This is a genomic window from Ahrensia sp. 13_GOM-1096m, assembly GCF_000620605.1.
GTDB classification, from domain to species: domain Bacteria; phylum Pseudomonadota; class Alphaproteobacteria; order Rhizobiales; family Rhizobiaceae; genus Ahrensia; species Ahrensia kielensis.
This window is the reverse complement of record NZ_JIAX01000006.1, coordinates 35315-56001: the sequence shown is the minus strand read 5'-3', so window position 1 is coordinate 56001 and position 20687 is coordinate 35315. Positions and strand designations below refer to the sequence as shown.

Below are 20687 nucleotides of genomic sequence, written 5' to 3'. Positions count from 1 at the left end.
ATTACAAAATTGTTCTTACGCGCCATAGCTCTGGAAAGAGCTCCACTTCAAGCATCCGCTTGAGGTAACTAACGCCGCCTGTACCGCCGGTTCCACGTTTAAAACCGATCACACGTTCCACAGTGGTTACATGGTTGAACCGCCAGCGCCGGAAGTAATCTTCAAGATCAACCAGCTTTTCGGCAAGTTCATAAAACTCCCAATGCGTTTTGGGTGATTGATAAACAACCTTCCACGCTTCCTGAACCGTCTCATCAAAGACATGTGTTTGGGATGTATCGCGTGTCAAACAAGCTTTAGAAATATCAAAACCATGACGCGCTAACGCCGATATTGCTTCATCATAAAGACTTGGCACGCTGAGCTCTGCTTTAAGCTTCGCAATCGTTTCGCTCTTGTGCTTATGGGGGCTCAACATGGCCGCATTTCGGTTACCAACCGAATATTCAATCATACGATATTGCCAAGATTGAAAGCCGGAAGACTGACCAAGATCATCACGAAATGCTGTATATTCGCTCGGCGTCATTGTGCGAAGAACATCCCAAGCATTGTTGAGCTGTTCAAATATCTTTGAGACCCGTGACAGCATTTTAAACGCCATCGAAAACTCATCATCAATGATCGCTTGGCGTGCCGTAACGAGTTCATGAAGGATGAGATGCATCCAAAGTTCAGACGTTTGATGCTGAATAATGAAAAGCAACTCATCATGTGTTTGCGTCAAAGGTTTTTGCGCAGCAAACAGCGTATCTAAACCGAGATAATCGGCATAGGACATGCGCCCGTCGAAATCCATCTGAGCGCCTTCAGCGGATGGGTCATATGGTTTTTGATCGCTCATGTGACATCACCCTTCTTTTGAAAACGAGGTTGTTTCCATGTATCGTTTTTCATGATGTCCGCTAGAATTTCGACAGCGCGCTTTACATCATTCTCATCGAGATAAAGCGGCGTGAACCCGAAACGCATAGTGTCTGGCGCGCGAAAATCACCGATCACACCTGCCGCGATCAAAGCCTGCATAGCTGGATAACCATGCTCAAATGCGAAGGATATTTGAGAGCCGCGCTGACTAGAATCGCGTGGGCTTATAAGCTTGAGCTGCGGACAAGTAGCCTCAACTCCTTCAATGAACAATTCAGATAATGCGATTGATTTTGCACGCACATCATCCATCGAAACACCATCCCAAATAGCGAGTGCCGTTTCCAATGCAGCCAATTGTAAAATCGGCGGCGTACCCACACGCATACGTTCGATGCCTGGAGCTGGTCGGTAATCTAAGTCAAATGCGAAGGGTTGCGCGTGACCAAGCCAACCAGCCAAAGATGGCTCGACACTGTCTGCAATGTCGGGGCGGATGTAAATAAAGGCCGGAGCACCGGGGCCGCCATTTAAATATTTATAGGTACAACCGACTGCAAACTCGGCATTGCTTGCGGCCATATCGACAGGCACGGCACCGGCTGAATGTGCCAAATCCCAAATCGAGACGGCACCAACATCATGCGTTGCTTTCGTCAGTGCATTCATATCATGCATGCGTCCGGTGCGGTAATCGACTTGCGTCAACATGACAACGGCAACATCTTCGGTGATGTTATCATATACATCTTCGGGTGCGACCACACGCAATTCAAGTCCGCTTTTCAATGTTCGCAACAACCCATCGGCGATATAAAGATCGCTTGGGAAATTACCGCTGTCAGAAAGCACAATTTTGCGATCAGGGCGCATTGCCAGTGCTGCGGCCAATGCCTGATATACTTTGACAGACAGGGTATCGCCGAGGACAGTTGATCCTGCCGCGCATCCCAAAAGCTTTCCAATTTTATCACCAAGAATACTTGGCTGCTTCATCCAGCCTGCGTCATTCCAACCCTTGATGAGCATTTCGCCCCACTCATCTTCGACTGTTTTGTTCACGCGTGATGATGCTGCCTTTGGCATTGGGCCTAAAGAGTTTCCATCAAGATAGATGACCCCTTCCGGCAAATAAAATTGGTCTTTTTTCAAAATGCTCTCCCGTTTATTTTTTTCTGCATAACGTTCATTTTGTCATATCAGTTTTACCCATATAGCCAAGCATTTACTGCACTAAAATCGAGATCAAAGAGCGTATTTTGAGAACGATGATCGTCTCGCGGCTGACTTTATCCTCACAGCCATTTTGCTAGTTTGAAAACCAGATAAAGCACGATCCCGCCAATGATGGATGTGGCCGTTAAAACCCAAAATGCTGACGGCGAATCTAACCCCGGCATGCCGCCTACATTGACGCCGAATAGTCCGGTAAAAAAAGTTAAGGGGAGAAAAATAGCGGCAATAATAGAAAGCAAATAGCTGTTACGCCCAATGGCATTTGCATGATCCGCATCGAGTTTATCTTGCACAGAAGCAAGCCGCTCTTTGGCTGCATCCAGCTCCTCAATAATTCGGCGCGTTCTATTGCTACTCTCACGCAAACTTGCAATTTCTCCCTTGGAGAATATCCAATCTTTAATGGTTGCCAGATTGCTTAGCGCTTCTCGCTGCGGGTTTATAAAGCGGCGCATTCTCAAGACCCCTTGCCTTAAATCGGCAAGTTCTGCTGTATCCACCTTTGCCCCTTCAAGCATATGCTCTTCAAGATCGTCGGTTCGATCCTCTAGCTCAATTGAAATCTTTTCAATTCTGTCGGTCAGGTTGTGGATCAGGTCGGCAATAAAAGCGCCAACTGTTGGCGGCGCATTACCTGCGAGGGCCGCCTCTTTTAACGCATCAGCGGCATAAACTTTGCGGCCGCGCGTAGAGATAATTCCATCCTTGGTCACCCACATTCGCAGTGACACCATATCTTCTGGTGCTGATTTGGGATTCAGATTTACAGCTCTCAGATTGAGCAACAATCCATCATCAAGCCGGTCACAACGTGGGCGCGTTTCAGCTTGCAGCAAAGTTCTACCAGCAATTGTTGGAAGGTTGCTTTTTATCCACGCCTCAGCACTTGGCTCGCTTCGTTTCAAATGAAGCCAACGATAACCAACATTCGTACTGACAGTCGGCCAATCATCCGTAATTGGCCTTACTGAATCTGGCAGAATATCGAATGCAGCAAGCGGCTTGAGTATATGTTTTTTCATCACAGGATTGTGTCGCAGTGTTGAAGTGTTGAAGTGTTGAAGTCTGAACAAGTCTGGAATTGACTATTGAGAAAGAGTGTATCGCTTAGCAATAAAGTCATGGTCCTCTTGCAGCCATGAGGCTAATTCGCATTCTTGTCGTAAGAGTTTTAATTGGTTTTCAAGCAGCACTTTGTGCTCGTTGGTTGCTGCATTATGCAATCTAAGAATGGCATCCCCTAAATTTTGGGCCATCAAGAAATTATCCCGACAAGTACGGCGGATTGAACTAAAGGCAGTGTTGAATATATCTTCTGCTTCATAACCGTTAATCACCACGCGCAAGGTGCCATCTTCATCAATAAGTTCATTATTGCGAAGTTGCGATCTGACCATGCCATTAAAGGCTGCACTCATCTGGTCCACGCAGGCAATCGCTGTAAATGTATCATTTACGCCCGGCGAAAGTGCGCGTAATGCAATTTCTATCAGCATATTGATGGCATACTCGACATCATCATGTGCCGACCCTCTGGATTCGGCGATCGTCAACGTATTCAAGAAGATCTCGCTAAACGCATCTTCATCCAACTCGGAAGTGGTGCCGTCAAAATTACAGCACGCTATCTTTTGTCCTTTCAGAACAAAATCCCCTGGCTTTTCAATGATCTTAAATTTCAAGTCGCGCTCAACGGCCATCGATAGCAGCGCATCTTCGTTCATATTTGTTAGATAACCGGATTTATGTGCAAATATTTCATAATTAAGCGCAGGCAGTTCCGCCTCTTCTGATGCGGTTTGGTCAGCCTCCAAATTAATCAGCTTGCTTAGCCGCTCTTCTAAACCAACGGATATTTCCGCTATTTCTTCATCAATCGTAACGCTGCGCGACACTTCATGAACGAAGTAAATAAGCTGGAGAACCGAGATAGCACTTAAGGCAAATGCAACGGCAATTGAAAAACCAGGCACAAAATCAGGCCTTGTTTGATGCAAGACTGACAATGAGAACATGAATGTGCCGCCGAGCAGACCAGCGGTTACTTGACTTACGCTATCACGGGTAAACCGCTGCAAAAGCCGCGGCGCGATGTTGCCAGCAGCCAATGTGAAAACCACAAGCATGAGTGAATAAACAAGGCTTAAGGTTGTGATTGCACCAGCGGCAATCGTACCAAGAACTGAAAGCGCTGTGTTATAATCAACGGCGAATACATTTGTTTTTGTTAAATAGATGTCTGTACGTAACCAGCTGTCTATCAGCACAGATAATGCAGCAAACATCCACAAAACCAATACGATACCGCCGGGTACGGTGACCAATCCCCGGATTGATTGGAGACGTTGTTTTATTGCTGGCGGAATGTAGCGCATGGTTCTCAACTAATGTGTATGTTTAACAAAATCGAATGTGACAAGTCGTCACCAATAATAAGAATAGGGCATTCATTACTAAAGGCGAGAGTGTCAATTCAATTTAGTCACATTAACGTCGAATATTGCCAAGTATATCTAAATAGCTACAGTTGGATGCTGCAGATTAAAATAAATTTATCCGGCTAGCGGCATGCTAAATAGCCGGATAATTTATATTGTTTTTACACTTAAGTCAGGCCAACCCATTTACTATCACGGCTGGAAGATCTGACACAGGCATCCACAAAACGAACACCCAAAAGCCCATCATCAACCGTTGGATATATCACGCCTTCAGGGCACGCAGTACCGTTGCGCTTGGCAATAATCGCCTCTGCAGCATCGCTATAGATGTTCGCAAACCCTTCCAGATAACCTTCTGGATGACCGGCCGGCACGCGGCTTACGCGCCCTGCAGCTTCGCCAGCGCCTGCACCATTGCGCGTAATCAAGCGCTTTGGTTCACCAAATGGCGTGTACCAAAGATAGTTCGGGTCTTCTTGCGCCCATTCTAGGCCGCCTTTTTCACCATAGATGCGAAGGCGTAAATTGTTCTCGTTTCCTGGTGCTACTTGGCTACACCAAAGCATCCCGCGCGCACCGCCCTTGTAGCGCAACATCACATGTGCGTTATCATCAACCGGACGACCATCAACAAAGGCTTGCAAATCAGCAGACAGGCTTTCAAGTTCAAGCCCTGAAACAAAGGCGGCAAGATTAAACGCATGCGTTCCTATATCGCCCGTTGAGCCACCAGCACCGGAACGGCTTGGATCTGTTCGCCATTCTGCCTGTTTAACGTCTTGATGCTCTGCCAGCCAATCCTGCGCATACTCAACTTGAACAACCCTTATTTTGCCAAGCAGGCCGCTTTGAACCATCTCACGCGCCTGACGCGTCATCGGATATCCGGTATAATTGTGCGTTAAAATAAACAACGCATCTGAAGCTTCTGCCGCTTTTACCATTTTCACGGCATCAGCGACATTGGATGTCAGCGGCTTATCGCAAATGACGTGAATACCGCGCTTTAAAAACTCGCGTGCCGCCGCATAGTGCACATGGTTCGGCGTAACGATTGCCACCGCTTCAATGCCATCTTTTAAACGCGCTTCGCGAATAGCCATCTGCTTAAAGTCATCATAAATACGGTCAGGCGCAAGGCCTAATGCTACCCCAGATGCTTGAGCTTTTTGAGGTGTTGATGACAAAGCGCCAGCAACAAGCCGATACTTATCATCAATGCGTGAAGCGATACGGTGAACGCCGCCAATGAATGCATCATTGCCGCCGCCAACCATTCCCAAACGAATTGGGCCTTCATGCTTTTCGTCTCGACCTTGGATCGCCATAATTAGTTCCCCAGTCCGAGCATTGCGCGGTTTGCGGCTTCGTCCGTCCCACCATCAGCAAAATCGTCAAATGCACGTTCGGTAACGCGAATGATATGATCGCTCACGAATTGCGCACCTTCACGCGCCCCGTCTTCAGGATGTTTCAAACAGCATTCCCATTCAACCACGGCCCAGCCGTCAAAATCATTGGCTGCCATTTTTGAGAAAATTGCGCCGAAATCAACCTGGCCATCGCCAAGACTTCTAAAGCGACCAGCGCGATCTACCCAATTTTGAAATCCGCCATACACACCTTGGCGGCCTGTAGGATTAAATTCGGCATCCTTTACATGGAACATTTTGATGCGATCTTTGTAGATGTCGATGTGATCGATATAATCCAAACACTGCAAAACAAAGTGCGACGGATCATAGAGCATGTTGCAACGTGCATGATTACCCACACGTTCTAAAAACATCTCGAATGTCACACCGTCATGCAAATCTTCGCCCGGATGAATTTCATAGCAAACATCAACCCCGCAAGAATCGGCATGATCAAGGATAGGGCGCCAACGCTTAGCCAGTTCGTCAAATGCGGTTTCCACCAATCCGGCAGGGCGCTGCGGCCAAGGATAAATATAAGGCCAAGCCAGCGCACCAGAGAAGGTCGCATGTTGCGCAATGTCCATGTTCTTTGATGCAGACAAGGCTTTCATGACCTGATCAACGGCCCATTCTTGACGTGCTTTTGGGTTGCCTTGCACTTGCGGCGCGGCAAAACCATCAAATGCGGCGTCATAGGCGGGATGAACGGCGACAAGTTGGCCCTGCAGATGCGTTGACAGTTCTGTCACTTCAATGCCGTTTTCTTTCGCCTTACCCTTAAACTCATCGCAATAATCGCGTGATTGTGACGCTTTATCCAAATCGAACAAACGCGCGTCCCAGCTTGGAACCTGCACACCCTTATAGCCGCAATCAGCGGCCCATTTTGTTATAGCATCCCAAGAATTAAACGGGGCTTCATCGCCAGCGAATTGAGCAAGGAAAAGCGCAGGGCCTTTGATCGTTTTCATAAAATCCTCCAAGAGTGAAATGCGGGGGCGCAGTTCATCAGCGCCCCCGCAGCATTAATTTTAGAACGGTGAGTCGGGGAAGTAAAACTGCTCAGCGTTATCTTTGTTGATGAGTGTGGCACCAAGAATATAACGGCCAGCAACCGGTCCATTAGACTTGAAAGATGCAACGGTTAAATCCATTGCTGTTGCCAACATCGCTGGTGGATAAAGCACGTCGATTGGCTGCAATTCGCTGCCATCCATGATGCCTTTGATTGTTTCTTTCATGCCGGCACCGCCGACAACGAACATACCATCGCCATCACGTCCAGCTTGTTTAAGAGCAGCCACAACTCCAATAGCGATATCATCATCCTGTGCCCAAACAGCATCAATATCTGGGAAGCGGCTTAGGAAATCCTGCATGACTTCGAAACCATCATCACGGTTCCAGTTTGCATATTTCTGGTCAAGCACATTAATGCCAGAGCCTTCAATTTCAGCCATGAACGCATCATAACGCTCATTGTCGATTGTTGTCGGAATACCGCGAAGGATCACGATATTATCGCCTGATTCCAAACGACCTTTCATGTACTGCGCAGATACGCGGCCAAGTTCAGGATTGTTGCCGGCAACGTAGATATCTTCGATGCCTTCTTTGCTCAGGCCACGGTCAACAACGGTGATAAATGCGCCTGAATTTTTAACATTGATAACCGGATCCGTAAGCGGGTCGGATTCAAATGGCAAAACAACGAGCGCGTCTATCTTGTTGACTGAAACCATATCTTCTAATGCGCTCGCCTGTGCTGCTGGATCTGGCGAATTCACAAGCACAAGATCGATATCGGGATAAAGCGCTTCTAGGCGCTTTTCAGCCTGTTCTGCATGCCAGTTCATGCCGGATGCCCATGCATGTGTTGGCGTTGGATAAGATACACCTATCGTGATTTTATCTTGAGCAATTGCTGATCCTGAAAGCACCACAGCGGTACCCAAGGCCAGAGCCATTATTGATTTTTTGAACATAGTTTCCTCCTCATAAGTTCAAAATTAATACGAAACACACTCTATTGATGAACGGGGATTGCCCCGCTCAAAGCAATTTTTAAAATCTCAAACCTTCTTTTTGCTCCAGTCTGCGCGCTGAAGCCAAACTGCCGTAATGATGATCAGGCCCTGCATCGTACCGTTTAGGTAGTTGGAGATCACATCTGTAAAATTTAAAATGTTGCCGATGGTCGTTAGAATAAGCGCACCTAAAATGGTGCCGCCAATACGGCCATAGCCGCCTTTAAGGACTGTACCGCCGATAATCACCGCCGCGATTGCTTCCAGCTCCCACAAAACACCCGTTGAGGCAGAGGCCGAACCAAGGCGTGGCACATAAATTATTGTCGCAAGTGCAACGCAAAACCCCTGAATGACATAGGTTGTTGTTTTGATGCGATCGACATTAACCGCTGAATATTTCGCAACGCTCTCATTTGACCCAATCGCCGTACAATAGCGCCCAAAGGCTGTGCGGTTTAGAATTACCCAGCCAGCAACAGCTACGCCTATGAAAACCCAAACAGGGATCGGCAGTCCTGCGAAACTATCATAATAGACAGGACGGTATATGCCGCGCAGATCAAAGTTTAGCGACAAGGTTCCCCCGTCCGCAAAGTAAGTAACAAGCGAGCGGTAAATACCCATTGTTCCCAGCGTCACGATAAACGCCTCAATTTTACCTTTTGTCGTCAGTACGCCGTTAATCCAGCCAGCCCCAACGCCCAAAATAAGGCTACATCCGCAACCGATTAAAATCGTCGTTACGCCAGCGCCAAATGTGCCGATTAGATTATTCATGATGATGATCATGACGCCGGAAATAACGGCTGCCATGGACCCAACAGAAAGGTCAATGCCGCCTGCCGTGATAACAAATGTTGCGCCCACCGCAATAATGCCAATGAAAGCCGAACGCGTAAGCAAGTTTGTAATATTGCCTTCGCTCAAAAAGGCTGAATTGAGCGAGTAGCCAACAATGCACAATATCAACAGTGCCAGCGCTGGACCCATCGCTTTTAAGTCAAGCCGGAATGCCCTTTTGCTTTGCTTATTTATGACTTCAGTATCGGACATCAACTTGCCTCCTTAAGGCCGGCTGCATAGCGCATAATTTCATTTTCATTAATTTCATTGCCAGACAGAACGCCCATTATTCGTCCTTCCCGCATGACGAATACGCGATGGCAAATGCCGATGATTTCAGGCATCTCCGACGAGATCACGACGACCGACACACCTTCTGCGGCAAGCGCTGCAATGAAGTGATAAATCTGCTGTTTCGTGCCAACATCAATACCGCGCGTCGGCTCATCCACGATGATAACGCGCGGGTCAGTTTCCATCATTTTGGCAAGCAAAAGCTTTTGCTGATTACCGCCAGACAAGTCGCCCACACTTATATCTGCGTCACGTGTTCGAATATCAAAACGGCGAATGCCACGCGCAAGTGCTTTTTCTTCTGCCTTCTGATCGATCATCATATTTTTGATGAACTTAGGAAGCGAAAACAGGCTCATATTGGGCGCCATTTTCTGCGCCAGCAAAAGCCCTTTACCTTTTCGGTCTTTGGTCAAATAGGAAAGGCCAGCATTACGTGCCTGTGAAACGGATTTATAATTGACGACTTCGTTGTTGAACCGAACAACACCTGAATCAACAGGAAGAAGGCCGCAAATCGCCTCAAACAATTCAGTACGACCCGAACCAACAAGGCCGGAGAACCCAAGTATCTCGCCCTTGCGTAAATCGAAGCTGACATTTTTGACTTTACCAGCGCTCAGATTTTCTGCTGACAAAATGACAGGCGCATCCACATCCACCTCATCCATTGGCGGGTACAAATCGGACAATTCACGCCCAACCATCATTTGAGCCATGTCGTCTAAAGACAGCGTCGATGTGGGCTTGGTTCCTATCCATTGGCCATCGCGCATAATCGTGACGCGGTCAGAAATCTCTTTCACCTCGGCAAGCTTATGCGAGACAAAGACAATACCAACGCCGCGCTTTTTCAGCTGCTTAACCTGCTGGAAAAAGAGTTCGGTTTCAGACGGCGTTAGAACAGCGGTTGGCTCATCCATAATAAGGATGCGCGCATTACGGTTCATCGCCTTCGTGATTTCGACCATTTGCTTTTGCGCAATAGACAAATCAGAAATCCGCGCAGTCGGCGCGATATCCAATCCAACTTGCTCTAGCAGCACTTCAACCTGACGGCGCATCGTCAAGCGATCTAAAAATCCGCGTGATGTTAGCTCACGGCCGAGGAAAATATTTTCCTCTACAGTCATCTGTTCTGCAAGGTTGAGTTCTTGGTGAATGAGAACGATGCCTAAATCTTCTGCTTCGCCATTAGGCGGAAGATCGGTCTGCGCACCATCCAATAAAATACTGCCAGAGGTTGGCGGCTCGAAGCCGGCCAAAATCTTCATAAGCGTTGATTTTCCAGCGCCATTCTCACCGATCAGGGCGTGAACTTCACCTTCGCATATATCAAAACTAACGCTAAAAAGTACGGGAACTGCGCCGAAGGATTTACTGATCCTATTGGCCGCCAAAACACACTTAGGCGCATTTGCGCTGTATTCCATAGCCCCTCCTCCCAAAGGTGTCAGCGTTCGCTAGCCAAACTCATGTAAACCTTTTCATTGGTGATGTAAACCTTTACATAACCACCTCAGACTCTATTGGCAGTGGAAAAGAATGCTTTTTTCGACACGGCACGCATACAATAGATTAAACTGATTTGATTGGGCATAATTCAAACCCATTAAAGCGAAGGAACGGCATTGGATAAAATCCCTGCAAAACAAGCGACCATCGATGATGTAGCAAAACTTGCAGGTGTATCGATTGCAACGGTTAGCCGCGCTTTGCACCTACCGGAAAAAGTATCTGAGAGCACCCGCAAGAAAGTTACAGCAGCGATTGCACGCACAGGCTACCGCGCAAACGCAATGGCGCAAAACCTTCGCATGCAGCGGTCCAAGATGGTCATGGTGCTGGCGCGTTCAATTTCTGATTCCAATTTTCCAGGTATTTTAACCGGACTAGAGCGGGTCGCAAATACGCGCGGCTACGGGTTACTTATTGGATCGACCGAAGGCAATGTTGAACTGGAAGAAAACTACACGCGCTTTATGGCATCTGGCATGGCCGATGGCTTGATATTGCTTACAGGAAGCATGCCAACGTCTTCTTGGCGGCACGGTCCAGCGAAAAGATTGCCCCCTATGGTGTCTGTCTCTCACCCGATTGACCACGCCGATGTAAGCTATGTTGGCGTTGATAATTTTAGCGCCTCGAAGCTCGCCGTTGAGTATTTAATTTCGCTTGGCCACCGACGCATCGCCTATATTTCAGGCCCGCAAGGGGACACGATTTCAGAGCTTCGCCACCAAGGATATTGCGCGGCGCTTGCCAATGCTTTTGACGAAAGTTTGGTTTGGAAAGTTAGCGGAAACGGTACAAGCGAAGGCGGGCGCGCTGCGATTGAACGCCTGTTTATCAAGGATACTCTGCCGACCGCATTTTTTTGCTACAATGACAATACGGCCATCGGCGCGATTAGCGCTATTCAATCACGCGGCCTCACTGTGCCAAAAGATTTCTCAGTCATAGGCTTTGATGACATACCTTTTGCGAGCAATGTAACACCGTCGCTCACGACTATTCGTCAGCCCCGCAGCCAAATCGGCGAAATGGCCATGAACCATTTGCTGGATAATTTGCCTGATCGGAGCATTCCTATCGAGAGCGCTCTTTTGCACGGTGATCTCATTGTGCGCAGCTCATGTGCTGGCCCAAGAACGCAGTTTTAAAACGCGCCTTATACGCATCGAGCAATGCTGTTCGTTCTTAATAAAGAACAGTGGGCAGCCAATTGGCGATTGAAGGGACGAACCAAATTATCATCATGCCTAACAGTTGCAGACCGATAAATGGCGCAACACCTGCATAGATCATACCGGTCGTAATTTCCTTAGGCGCAGCACCGCGCAGGTAGAATAAAGAAAACCCAAAAGGCGGCGTTAAAAACGATGTCTGCAAATTGATCGCAACCAAAATTGCCAACCAATAAGGATCATGACCCATCAAGATCAGCGGCGGGATAATCAACGGAAGCAAGATTACCGTGATCTCAACAAAATCCAGGAAGAAGCCTAGAACAAAGATCAACACCATGCAGAAGAGCAACGCCCCTTGAGGACCACCCGGCATAAGTCCTAGAAACTCTTCGACCCGCTCTTCACCGCCAAGGCCGATAAAAACGAGCGAAAAAATACTGGCCGTCACAATGGTTGCAAAGATCATCGACGTGACAGTCATGGTTTGTGTCATTGCAGGTAGCAAGATACCAGAGCGCCATGCACGACTAAGCGAAACTATGATTGCTGCAACGCCTATGATCGCAAGAATGATATAAACGCCGCCCAATAGAAAGTCTGTAATTTCCAGATCATTACGCTGGAAACGTACAGGCGCAATACCAGCAGCAATACCTAGAAAAAACAGTGCTGCTGCGCCGAACAAGATCAATTTCACGGAGCCACCGCTTCGGTGTCCAGCCATAAGCAATGCGCCCATAGCGCCGACAGATGCAGCCTCGGTTGGTGTTGCCACGCCGCCAAGAATTGCACCCAGCACCGCTATGATCAACAGGATCGGCGGCACGACAGCTGTAAAGATTGCTTCACGCGATGGCTTTTCCATCAGATCGGTTGCTGCTGGCGCATCGGTAGGTATGAACCAAGCCCGGAGCAGTATGTAAATTATATAGATCGAAACCAGCATAAAGCCTGGCAGTAATGCACCAGCAAAAATTTGCCCGACCGAAATTGTCTCAATATTAAATTTGCCTTGCGCATATTGCGCTTGCTGAAACGAGTTAGACATCACATCTGACAGGATGATCAGCAATGTTGATGGCGGAATAATTTGTCCTAACGTGCCGGACGTACACACAATGCCAGACGCTAATCTGGGATTATATCCACTGCGCAACATGGTCGGCAAAGCGATCAATCCCATCGCGATAACCGTTGCACCCACAATGCCAGTTGAGGCCGCAAGCATTGCGCCCACAATAACAACAGACAATCCAAGCCCGCCGCGCAGGCCGCCGAACAATTGCCCCATCGTTTCCAGTAGCTCTTCGGCGATCCGGCTTTTTTCAAGCACAACACCCATAAAGACAAATAATGGAATGGCGATAAGAACGCTATTGGTTAGAACACCAAACACGCGTTGCCCAAGTGCGCCCAGAAGACTGATATCCATTGTACCAGTCAGCCACCCAAGAAAGGCAAAAATGATCGCAATGCCTGAAATACTGAACGATACGGGAAAGCCCATAAGGATACAGCCGATAAGGGCTGCAAACATAAGAAGATCAAGTGGCAAGGTCACAAAGCTTCTCCTCTGCGACGCAGAATATTTGCCAATAGGCATGATATGGATTGTATAATGAGCAAGCCGCAAAAAGCTGGAATAAGCGATTTCAGCAAGAAGGAAGCAGGAATGCCGCCGACAGAAATCGGGCCTTCCAAAATTTTCCATGAATTGGCGACCGAAGGCCACGACCAATAAGCAAGAATGGCCATTGAAGGAATAAGCAAGACGAGATGCCCGAATATATCAATGGTGGCTTTTCGTTTTATATCGGAATTTGCGTAGAAAATATCGACACGCACATGGTCGTCGACCAGAAGCGTATATCCAGCACCCAACATAAATAGCGTCGAGTGAAGGTATAAAACGCTTTCATTGACAGCAATGCTGCTGAAGCCAAAAACGTAGCGAAACAGAACAATGGCGAACTGAATGAGAACCATAAGGATCGCAGCCCAACGCACAACCAATCCCACATTACGATTGATGGCGTCTAATCTTCCAATCAACTTCTGCATTGCTTCTCCCAAGGCAAAATGCCGGCGACTTTGACGTCGCCGGCAATGATTTTATAATCAGTAATTCAGCACAGATGCGCGTGCGTTCATTTGACCGTTATCGGCATAGACCATGTAGCGGCCAACTGAATCGCGGTAAGCAACGAAGCTTTCAGCAATACGCTTGACCAACTCATCATCATCATCGCGCAAATCAGAAATTACTTCTTCGCCCGCTTTGCCCATCGCGGCGATAATATCGTCAGGCAGCTTTTTGACCTGAACACCTTCTTCATCAACCAGCTTTTTAAGCGCAAGCGCATGCTTGGTTGTGTATTCAGTCCAGACGGGGTTGTAGAGGCTTTCACACGCAAGGCTAACGGCCATTTTCAGATCATCTGGCAATTCATTATATACCTTCGCGTTAACCGCACATTCTTCTGCAGAAGAAGGCTCGCCAACACCTGGCCAATAGTAATTCTTGGCAACTTGATGGAAGCCAAGCGCACTATCAGACCAAGGGCCGATAAATTCACCAGCATCAAGAGCGCCGGATTGAAGCGCCTGAAACATATCGCGGCCACCCATAGCCTGAACAGCCATACCAAGCTTTGAACACATCTCCGAAGCAAGGCCTGTGGTGCGGAATTTCAAGCCTTTCAAATCTTCGACCGAGTTCAGCTCATTTTTAAACCAACCCTGCCACTGCGGGCCAGAGTTGCCACACAGAAATGGCTTCAAATCAAAACGGCCATACATTTCATCATAGAGTTCTTGGCCGCCGCCATGGGCAAGCCAACCGACTTGCTCGTCAGCGCGCAAACCAAATGGCTGGGAACCAAACATCAAAATACCTTTTGACTTTGAACCCCAATAAGCTGGCACAGCATGGTAGAGTTCAGCAGTTCCTTCGCTAACGGCATCAAACACGCCGTTGCCTGGAACCAGTTCACCCGCAGCAAATAGCTTCACTTCAATTCGGCCACCAGAAAGAGCCGTAATACGGTCAGCAAGCATTTGCGCTGCAACGCCTGGGCCAGGTAAATTTTTCGGCCATGCCGTTACCATTTTCCACTGACGTATATCTTGCGCGATTGCCGGCGCAGCCAGACCCATTGTTGAAGCGGCAGCCGCCCCTGCAAGTCCTGTTGTGATAAATTGTCTTCTTTTCATAACTTTACTCCTCCAGTTTCAGTTATTATTCAGTCATATGCAGCGTCGATTATAATTTCGACTTTTAGTTCTGGCCGTGCAAGCTTTGCTTCACCGCATGCACGCGCTGGCGCAAAGCCTTCTGGCACCCATGCATTCCAAACTTCGTTTAATCCGTTAAAATCGCTCATATCTGCAAGCCAGATCGTAGCACGAAGTATTTTTTCGCGTGACGATCCTGCTTGGCTTAAAAGCGCATCAACACGTGATAGACATTCTTTGGTCTGGTCTTGGATCGTTGCACCTTCCCCCACCTGTCCGGTGAGGTAAGCCACGCCATTATACTTCACTATTTTTGATGCTCTTGCATTGGTTTCAATCCGCTCGATCATCTCATGTCCTTTTTTCATTAATGCGCTCAGCTAACCCTCAAACTTGCTGAGAGTCTATCGCCAGCGCGATTAGAGAATAGCTGGAAGATTAAGGTTATGTTCACGCGCGCACTCAATGGCTTCCTCATATCCTGCGTCTGCATGACGCCAAACACCGGACGCTGGATCATTCCAAAGAACTCTTTCCAACCGCTTTGCCGCAGCCTCGGTGCCATCGGCACAAATCACAACACCTGAATGCTGTGAGAACCCCATGCCAACGCCGCCGCCGTGGTGAATGGATACCCAAGTTGCACCCGAAGCTGTGTTGACCAATGCATTGAGAAGCGGCCAATCAGACACCGCATCAGAGCCATCTTTCATGGCCTCTGTTTCACGGTTGGGAGAGGCAACGGAGCCTGAATCAAGATGATCGCGGCCAATGACAACAGGCGCTTTCAATTCACCAGATGCCACCATTTCATTGAACGCTAATCCGGCTTTGTGCCTGTCGCCCAAGCCGATCCAACAAATACGAGCTGGCAGGCCCTGAAACGCAATGCGATCACGCGCCATATCCAGCCAATTGTGCAAATGCTCATTATCGGGAAACAGCTCTTTCATCTTGGCATCGGTTTTATAAATATCCTCTGGATCACCAGACAATGCACACCAACGGAAGGGGCCGATGCCGCGGCAGAAAAGAGGCCTTATGTAAGCTGGAACAAAGCCGGGGAATGCAAACGCATCTTCTAGGCCTTCATCCAATGCGACCTGACGAATATTGTTGCCATAATCGAGTGTCGGGACACCAGCATTCCAGAAATCCACCATTGCTTTGACATGAATTTTCATGCTGGCGCGAGCAGCTTTTTCAACTTCTTTGGGAGCGCTTTCGCGCTTTTCACGCCACTCAGCCATTGTCCAACCTTGCGGCAAATATCCATTGATTGGATCGTGCGCGCTGGTCTGGTCCGTTACGATATCAGGACGGATACCGCGCTTGTATAGTTCAGGGAAAATATCTGCAGCATTACCCAATAGCGCAACAGATTTTGCTTCACCGGCCTTCGTCCAGCGCTCAATCAATTCCAGTGCCTCATCAAGGCTTTCTGTTTTTTCATCAATGTAACGGGTGCGAAGACGGAAATCGATGCTGTCAGGATTACACTCAACCGCCAGACAGCAAGCGCCGGCCATGACAGCTGCCAATGGTTGCGCGCCGCCCATGCCGCCAAGGCCGCCGGTCAATATCCACTTGCCAGTCAAATCACCATTATAATGCTGACGCCCTGCTTCGGCGAAAGTTTCGTATGTTCCTTGCACGATGCCTTGGCTGCCGATGTAAATCCATGATCCAGCAGTCATCTGGCCATACATCGCCAGACCTTTTTTATCGAGTTCATTAAAATGATCCCAATTGGCCCAATGCGGCACCAAGTTTGAATTGGCGATCAAGACGCGCGGTGCATCCACATGGGTTTTAACAACCGCAACGGGCTTACCTGATTGAACAAGCAAGGTCTCATCTTCATTCAGCTTTTTGAGGCTATCAACGATAAGGTCGAAATCCTTCCATGTACGGGCCGCGCGCCCTATGCCGCCATAAACAACCAGTTCATGTGGGTTTTCCGCGACATCGGGATGTAGATTATTCATCAACATGCGCATTGGCGCTTCGGTCAACCAGCTCTTGCAGGTGATCTCAGTTCCGGTCGGCGGATAAATATCGCGTTGATTGTGTCGTGGATTGATCGGCGTGTTCATGTTCTTTCTCCCTGTGCAGGTGAAAATTTTTCGAGTTGTTTTAAAATATCATCAAGATGGACACGCAGGCGCTTGGCCTTGTGCGCATCATAATCGAAAGGCAATTGCTCTGTTTCTAGATAGTTGGCTTGTGCCAATTCCATCTGAATAGCGTGGAAGCCTTCAGCAGGTTTTCCGTAGTGGCGCGTGGTCCAACCACCTTTGAAGCGGCCATTGAGAACGCTGGTGAAACCGTCTGCGTTTTTACAAATATCTACGACTGTTTTCTCAATGATTGTATCACAGGTTAAGCCACCATTTGTGCCAATATTGAAATCGGGAAGTGTTCCATCAAAAAGAAATGGGATGTTTGAGCGAATAGAATGGCAATCATATAGGATCACGAAACCATGTATCGCATGGACACGCTTCAATTCAGCCTCAAGCGCTGCATGATATACAGCATGCCATGCTAATCTACGCTCTTCAATTTCAGCACTTGTTGGATCGTTGAGCCATAAGCGCTCACCATCAAAATCCGTCAAAGGAACCAGTCCGGTCGTGTTCTGCCCTGGATAAAGACTAACGCCGGATGGGTCACGATTGGCATCAACAACATAGCGGTGAAACAAAGCGCGCACTGAGGTTACATCTGATGACAGGCCCTCATAAAGGCGATCAATATGCCAGTCGGTATCAGCAAGCGTTTTACCTAAATCCGTCAACTCATCATAGATGGGCTTTGGAACAAATGTGCCTGTGTGGGGAAGCCCCAGAACAATAGGGCCGCCGCCTTGTTTGACGTCTACCGGCTTCATGCAGCCACCTCATCAATCGAGGCCATTAGCCCTGCAGCTTGAGACAACGCACCAGCCTGTACTAACTCTGTTACAGACTTCAAATCACTCGCCATAAAGCGATCATCTTTGACCGCAGGAATATCAGCGCGAATGCGTTTAATTACATTTTGCAATTCTGGGCTGGTTTTGAGCGGCGCGCGGAACTCAATTCCTTGAGCTGCACACAGCATCTCCACCCCTATGATCACATTCAGATTGGCATTCATACGCAGCAAGCGCCTTGCGCCATGGGCTGCCATAGAAACATGATCTTCTTGGTTGGCTGATGTCGGCGTTGAATCCGTTGAACATGGATTAGCCAGATGCTTGTTCTCACTCATCAATGCTGCAGTTGTCACTTCCGCAATCATAAAGCCTGAGTTAAGGCCCGGCTCAGGTGTCAAAAATGGCGGCAAATCATGCGAGAGTGTCGGGTCAACCATCAACGCGACACGGCGCTGTGCAATGGCACCAATTTCAGCGATCGCAATTGCAATTTGATCGGCTGCGAATGCCACCGGCTCGGCATGGAAATTACCACCTGAAACAATCAAACCGCTTTCAACCAAAACCAGCGGATTATCTGAAACAGCGTTTGCCTCAATCTCTAATGTGCGTCCCGCAAAATCCAACAGATCAAGCGCTGCGCCCGATACCTGTGGCTGGCAACGGATACAATAAGGGTCTTGCACACGTGTATCGCCTTCGCGGTGGCTTTCTCTAATTTCTGAGCCAGCCATCAATTCGCGCATTGCTGCAGCAACCAGAATTTGACCACGATGACCGCGTAGCGCATGAATTTCTTCTAGCAAGGGCGCTGTTGATCCCATGATTGCGTCAGTCGACAATGATGCGGACACAAGACATTGCTGCAAATTATTGCGCGCTTCAAACAAGCCAACCAAGGCGCATGCTGTTGAAAACTGCGTTCCATTGATCAGACCAAGACCTTCTTTGGGACCAAGCACATGCGGTGCCATGCCCGCTTTTTTCAGCGCTTCGGCCGCCGTCATTCTTTCATTTTGAAAATATGCTTCGCCCTCGCCGATCATCGCGGCCGCCATATGGGCAAGCGGTGCAAGATCGCCAGACGCGCCGACAGAACCTTGAACTGGAACAACAGGTGTTACGCTTTTCTCAAGCATGTTCTCGATCATCGAAATGGTTTCCAATGATACACCTGATGCGCCGCGCCCTAAGGAGAGTAATTTTAAAACCATCATCAAACGCGTGGTGGAAATTTCCAACGGTTCGCCAACGCCGCAGCAATGCGAAAGCACAAGGTTACGCTGAAGCTGGGCTGTGTCTTCAGGTTTAATCTTCATACTGGCGAGTTTACCAAAACCGGTATTCACGCCATAAACCGCCTCAGTTCCGGCCGCGCATTTAGCAACAAGCTCTGCGGCTTTCTTAATCGCGGGCTGCGCTGATGGATCAAGCGTAACCGATAGATTGTTCATCCAGATTTCTCGCAACTGAGAAAGTGTTGCTGATCCGGGTGTCAGAACGAGGCTCATAGTTTTCCTCCAAACATACGTTTGTAAAGCGGGTTAAATCCAATGCGATAAGATAGTTCGGCAGGATGCTCGATATCCCAAGTGGCAAGGTCAGCTCTGGTGCCAGCTTTGATGACACCAGCATCATCAATGCCCAGCGCTAGAGCCGCATTGTGCGTGATGCCTTCAAGGGCTTCTTGCGGTGTCATTCTAAACAATGTGCAAGCCATATTCATGGTCAATAACAGTGAGGTTATTGGCGATGATCCAGGGTTGCAGTCTGTCGCTAACGCCATCGGAACTTTGTGCTTACGAAAAGCTTCAATTGGCGGCGCTTGAGTTTCACGAATTGTGTAATATGCGCCGGGCAAAATAACAGCAACACTTCCGCTTTTTGCCATTGCAGCAGCATCGTCATCATTGGCATATTCCAAATGATCGGCAGACAGCGCGCCGAATTCTGCCGCAAGCTGCGTGCCGCCAAGGTTAGACAATTGCTCAGCGTGAAGTTTTACGCGAATGCCCAAGGCGTTCGCTTTTTCAAATACGCGGCGAATTTGATCTGGCGAAAAAGCAATGCCTTCGCAAAAGCCATCGACCGCATCCACCAATCCTTCTGCATGCGCAGTTTCAAGTGCGGGGATACAAACTTCATCAATATAAGTATCGGCGTTTCCGCTATATTCCGCAGGCACAGCATGCGCACCAAGGAAACTTGTTTTGACGGTAATTTCACGGTGTTTTTCAATGCTGCGCGCCACACGCAACATTTTAAGTTCGGTCTCTAAATCCAAACCATAACCGGATTTTATTTCAATCGTCGTGACACCTTCACCCAGCAAAGCATCAACACGTTTTAAAGCATCCTCAAGCAAGGCCGCTTCATCAGCTTGTCGGGTTGCTGTGACGGTTGAAACAATGCCGCCGCCAGCTCTTGCGACCTCTTCATAGGACGCGCCATTTAAACGCATTTCGAATTCATTGGCGCGGTTGCCGCCATGAACAATGTGCGTGTGGCAGTCGATTAAGCCGGGGGTTATCAGCCGCCCTTCAAGATCAATTTTCTCATGACCGCTTGCTTCACTTGGAAGATCATCGCCCGCTCCAACCCACTCGATCATGCGCCCTTTAACAAGAACAGCACCATTTTTGAGCAACCCATAAGGGGTGCCTTGATGCATCGTGGCAAGTGTAGCGTTGGTCAGAAGCATAAATTTTACCGTT

Annotated in this window: 18 protein-coding genes; 1 reads left to right on the top strand and 17 read right to left on the bottom strand. The window is 48.4% G+C overall.

Translation table 11 applies throughout. The features are described from left to right. Position 1 precedes the first annotated feature (1 nt). The 9 genes from kynA to N530_RS0100580 all read right to left on the bottom strand — a co-directional run bounded on the left by kynA (position 2) and on the right by N530_RS0100580 (position 10562). Positions 2-844 carry a tryptophan 2,3-dioxygenase gene (gene kynA, locus N530_RS0100620; RefSeq protein ID WP_018689015.1) on the bottom strand — a complete coding sequence of 281 codons (843 nt, stop codon included), beginning with the start codon at positions 842-844 and terminating at the stop codon, positions 2-4. Continuing rightward, positions 841-2019, bottom strand: coding sequence for a kynureninase (kynU, locus tag N530_RS0100615; RefSeq protein ID WP_026479102.1), 1179 nt, complete (start codon positions 2017-2019; stop codon positions 841-843). The genes kynA and kynU overlap by 4 nt, the downstream gene beginning before the upstream one ends. A 143-nt stretch (positions 2020-2162) precedes the next feature. Then, positions 2163-3125, bottom strand: a complete 963-nt coding sequence (locus N530_RS0100610; protein WP_026479101.1) for a zinc transporter ZntB — start codon at positions 3123-3125, stop codon at positions 2163-2165. Between the two features lie 63 nt (positions 3126-3188). Continuing rightward, on the bottom strand, positions 3189-4478 hold the full coding sequence (locus tag N530_RS0100605; RefSeq protein WP_026479100.1) for a DUF2254 domain-containing protein: 1290 nt from the start codon (positions 4476-4478) through the stop codon (positions 3189-3191). Between the two features lie 230 nt (positions 4479-4708). Continuing rightward, positions 4709-5872, bottom strand: a complete 1164-nt coding sequence (locus tag N530_RS0100600; RefSeq protein WP_026479099.1) for a Gfo/Idh/MocA family protein — start codon at positions 5870-5872, stop codon at positions 4709-4711. A gap of 2 nt (positions 5873-5874) precedes the next feature. Next, positions 5875-6933 carry a sugar phosphate isomerase/epimerase gene (locus N530_RS0100595; RefSeq protein WP_026479098.1) on the bottom strand — a complete coding sequence of 353 codons (1059 nt, stop codon included), beginning with the start codon at positions 6931-6933 and terminating at the stop codon, positions 5875-5877. A gap of 60 nt (positions 6934-6993) precedes the next feature. Beyond that, positions 6994-7947: a substrate-binding domain-containing protein gene (locus tag N530_RS0100590; RefSeq protein ID WP_026479097.1), complete on the bottom strand. Its 954-nt coding sequence runs from the start codon at positions 7945-7947 to the stop codon at positions 6994-6996. 87 nt (positions 7948-8034) lie between these two features. Further along, entirely contained in the window at positions 8035-9045 is a 1011-nt protein-coding gene (locus N530_RS0100585) for an ABC transporter permease (protein ID WP_026479096.1), read from the bottom strand. Further along, positions 9045-10562 (bottom strand): sugar ABC transporter ATP-binding protein, encoded by a 1518-nt coding sequence (locus tag N530_RS0100580; RefSeq protein ID WP_026479095.1) that lies wholly within the window; start codon positions 10560-10562, stop codon positions 9045-9047. Before N530_RS0100580 ends, N530_RS0100585 begins: the two co-directional genes overlap by 1 nt. A gap of 198 nt (positions 10563-10760) precedes the next feature. Between N530_RS0100580 and N530_RS0100575 the strand changes: the two genes are divergently transcribed. After that, on the top strand, positions 10761-11792 hold the full coding sequence (locus N530_RS0100575; RefSeq protein ID WP_026479094.1) for a LacI family DNA-binding transcriptional regulator: 1032 nt from the start codon (positions 10761-10763) through the stop codon (positions 11790-11792). A gap of 37 nt (positions 11793-11829) precedes the next feature. Here N530_RS0100575 and N530_RS0100570 read toward each other — a convergent pair whose 3' ends face one another. From N530_RS0100570 to hutI, 8 genes are all read right to left on the bottom strand, one after another. Next, positions 11830-13380, bottom strand: coding sequence for a TRAP transporter large permease subunit (locus N530_RS0100570; protein ID WP_026479093.1), 1551 nt, complete (start codon positions 13378-13380; stop codon positions 11830-11832). Next, a complete protein-coding gene (locus N530_RS0100565; protein ID WP_026479092.1) occupies positions 13377-13880 on the bottom strand; it encodes a TRAP transporter small permease subunit in 504 nt (167 codons plus the stop codon). Before N530_RS0100565 ends, N530_RS0100570 begins: the two co-directional genes overlap by 4 nt. A gap of 57 nt (positions 13881-13937) precedes the next feature. Continuing rightward, positions 13938-15032, bottom strand: a complete 1095-nt coding sequence (locus tag N530_RS0100560) for a TRAP transporter substrate-binding protein (protein ID WP_018689027.1) — start codon at positions 15030-15032, stop codon at positions 13938-13940. 29 nt (positions 15033-15061) lie between these two features. Continuing rightward, entirely contained in the window at positions 15062-15403 is a 342-nt protein-coding gene (locus N530_RS0100555; RefSeq protein WP_026479091.1) for a RidA family protein, read from the bottom strand. A 69-nt stretch (positions 15404-15472) separates the two neighbouring features. Beyond that, positions 15473-17149, bottom strand: a complete 1677-nt coding sequence (hutU, locus tag N530_RS0100550) for a urocanate hydratase (RefSeq protein ID WP_018689029.1) — start codon at positions 17147-17149, stop codon at positions 15473-15475. Continuing rightward, positions 17146-17946: an N-formylglutamate deformylase gene (gene hutG, locus N530_RS0100545; RefSeq protein WP_026479090.1), complete on the bottom strand. Its 801-nt coding sequence runs from the start codon at positions 17944-17946 to the stop codon at positions 17146-17148. The genes hutU and hutG overlap by 4 nt, the downstream gene beginning before the upstream one ends. Then, entirely contained in the window at positions 17943-19484 is a 1542-nt protein-coding gene (gene hutH, locus N530_RS0100540) for a histidine ammonia-lyase (protein WP_026479089.1), read from the bottom strand. The genes hutG and hutH overlap by 4 nt, the downstream gene beginning before the upstream one ends. Further along, on the bottom strand, positions 19481-20674 hold the full coding sequence (gene hutI / locus N530_RS0100535; RefSeq protein ID WP_026479088.1) for an imidazolonepropionase: 1194 nt from the start codon (positions 20672-20674) through the stop codon (positions 19481-19483). The genes hutH and hutI overlap by 4 nt, the downstream gene beginning before the upstream one ends. Positions 20675-20687 lie beyond the last annotated feature (13 nt).

Coding starts and splice junctions, on each gene's coding strand:
- kynA (WP_018689015.1), bottom strand. CDS start 844: ATGAGCGATCAAAAACCATATGACCCATCCGCTGAAGGCGCTCAGATG.
- hutH (WP_026479089.1), bottom strand. CDS start 19,484: ATGAGCCTCGTTCTGACACCCGGATCAGCAACACTTTCTCAGTTGCGA.
- N530_RS0100580 (WP_026479095.1), bottom strand. CDS start 10,562: ATGGAATACAGCGCAAATGCGCCTAAGTGTGTTTTGGCGGCCAATAGG.
- N530_RS0100590 (WP_026479097.1), bottom strand. CDS start 7,947: ATGTTCAAAAAATCAATAATGGCTCTGGCCTTGGGTACCGCTGTGGTG.
- N530_RS0100560 (WP_018689027.1), bottom strand. CDS start 15,032: ATGAAAAGAAGACAATTTATCACAACAGGACTTGCAGGGGCGGCTGCC.
- N530_RS0100610 (WP_026479101.1), bottom strand. CDS start 3,125: ATGAAAAAACATATACTCAAGCCGCTTGCTGCATTCGATATTCTGCCA.
- N530_RS0100585 (WP_026479096.1), bottom strand. CDS start 9,045: ATGTCCGATACTGAAGTCATAAATAAGCAAAGCAAAAGGGCATTCCGG.
- N530_RS0100600 (WP_026479099.1), bottom strand. CDS start 5,872: ATGGCGATCCAAGGTCGAGACGAAAAGCATGAAGGCCCAATTCGTTTG.
- hutI (WP_026479088.1), bottom strand. CDS start 20,674: ATGCTTCTGACCAACGCTACACTTGCCACGATGCATCAAGGCACCCCT.
- N530_RS0100605 (WP_026479100.1), bottom strand. CDS start 4,478: ATGCGCTACATTCCGCCAGCAATAAAACAACGTCTCCAATCAATCCGG.
- N530_RS0100595 (WP_026479098.1), bottom strand. CDS start 6,933: ATGAAAACGATCAAAGGCCCTGCGCTTTTCCTTGCTCAATTCGCTGGC.
- N530_RS0100565 (WP_026479092.1), bottom strand. CDS start 13,880: ATGCAGAAGTTGATTGGAAGATTAGACGCCATCAATCGTAATGTGGGA.
- N530_RS0100555 (WP_026479091.1), bottom strand. CDS start 15,403: ATGATCGAGCGGATTGAAACCAATGCAAGAGCATCAAAAATAGTGAAG.
- hutU (WP_018689029.1), bottom strand. CDS start 17,149: ATGAACACGCCGATCAATCCACGACACAATCAACGCGATATTTATCCG.
- hutG (WP_026479090.1), bottom strand. CDS start 17,946: ATGAAGCCGGTAGACGTCAAACAAGGCGGCGGCCCTATTGTTCTGGGG.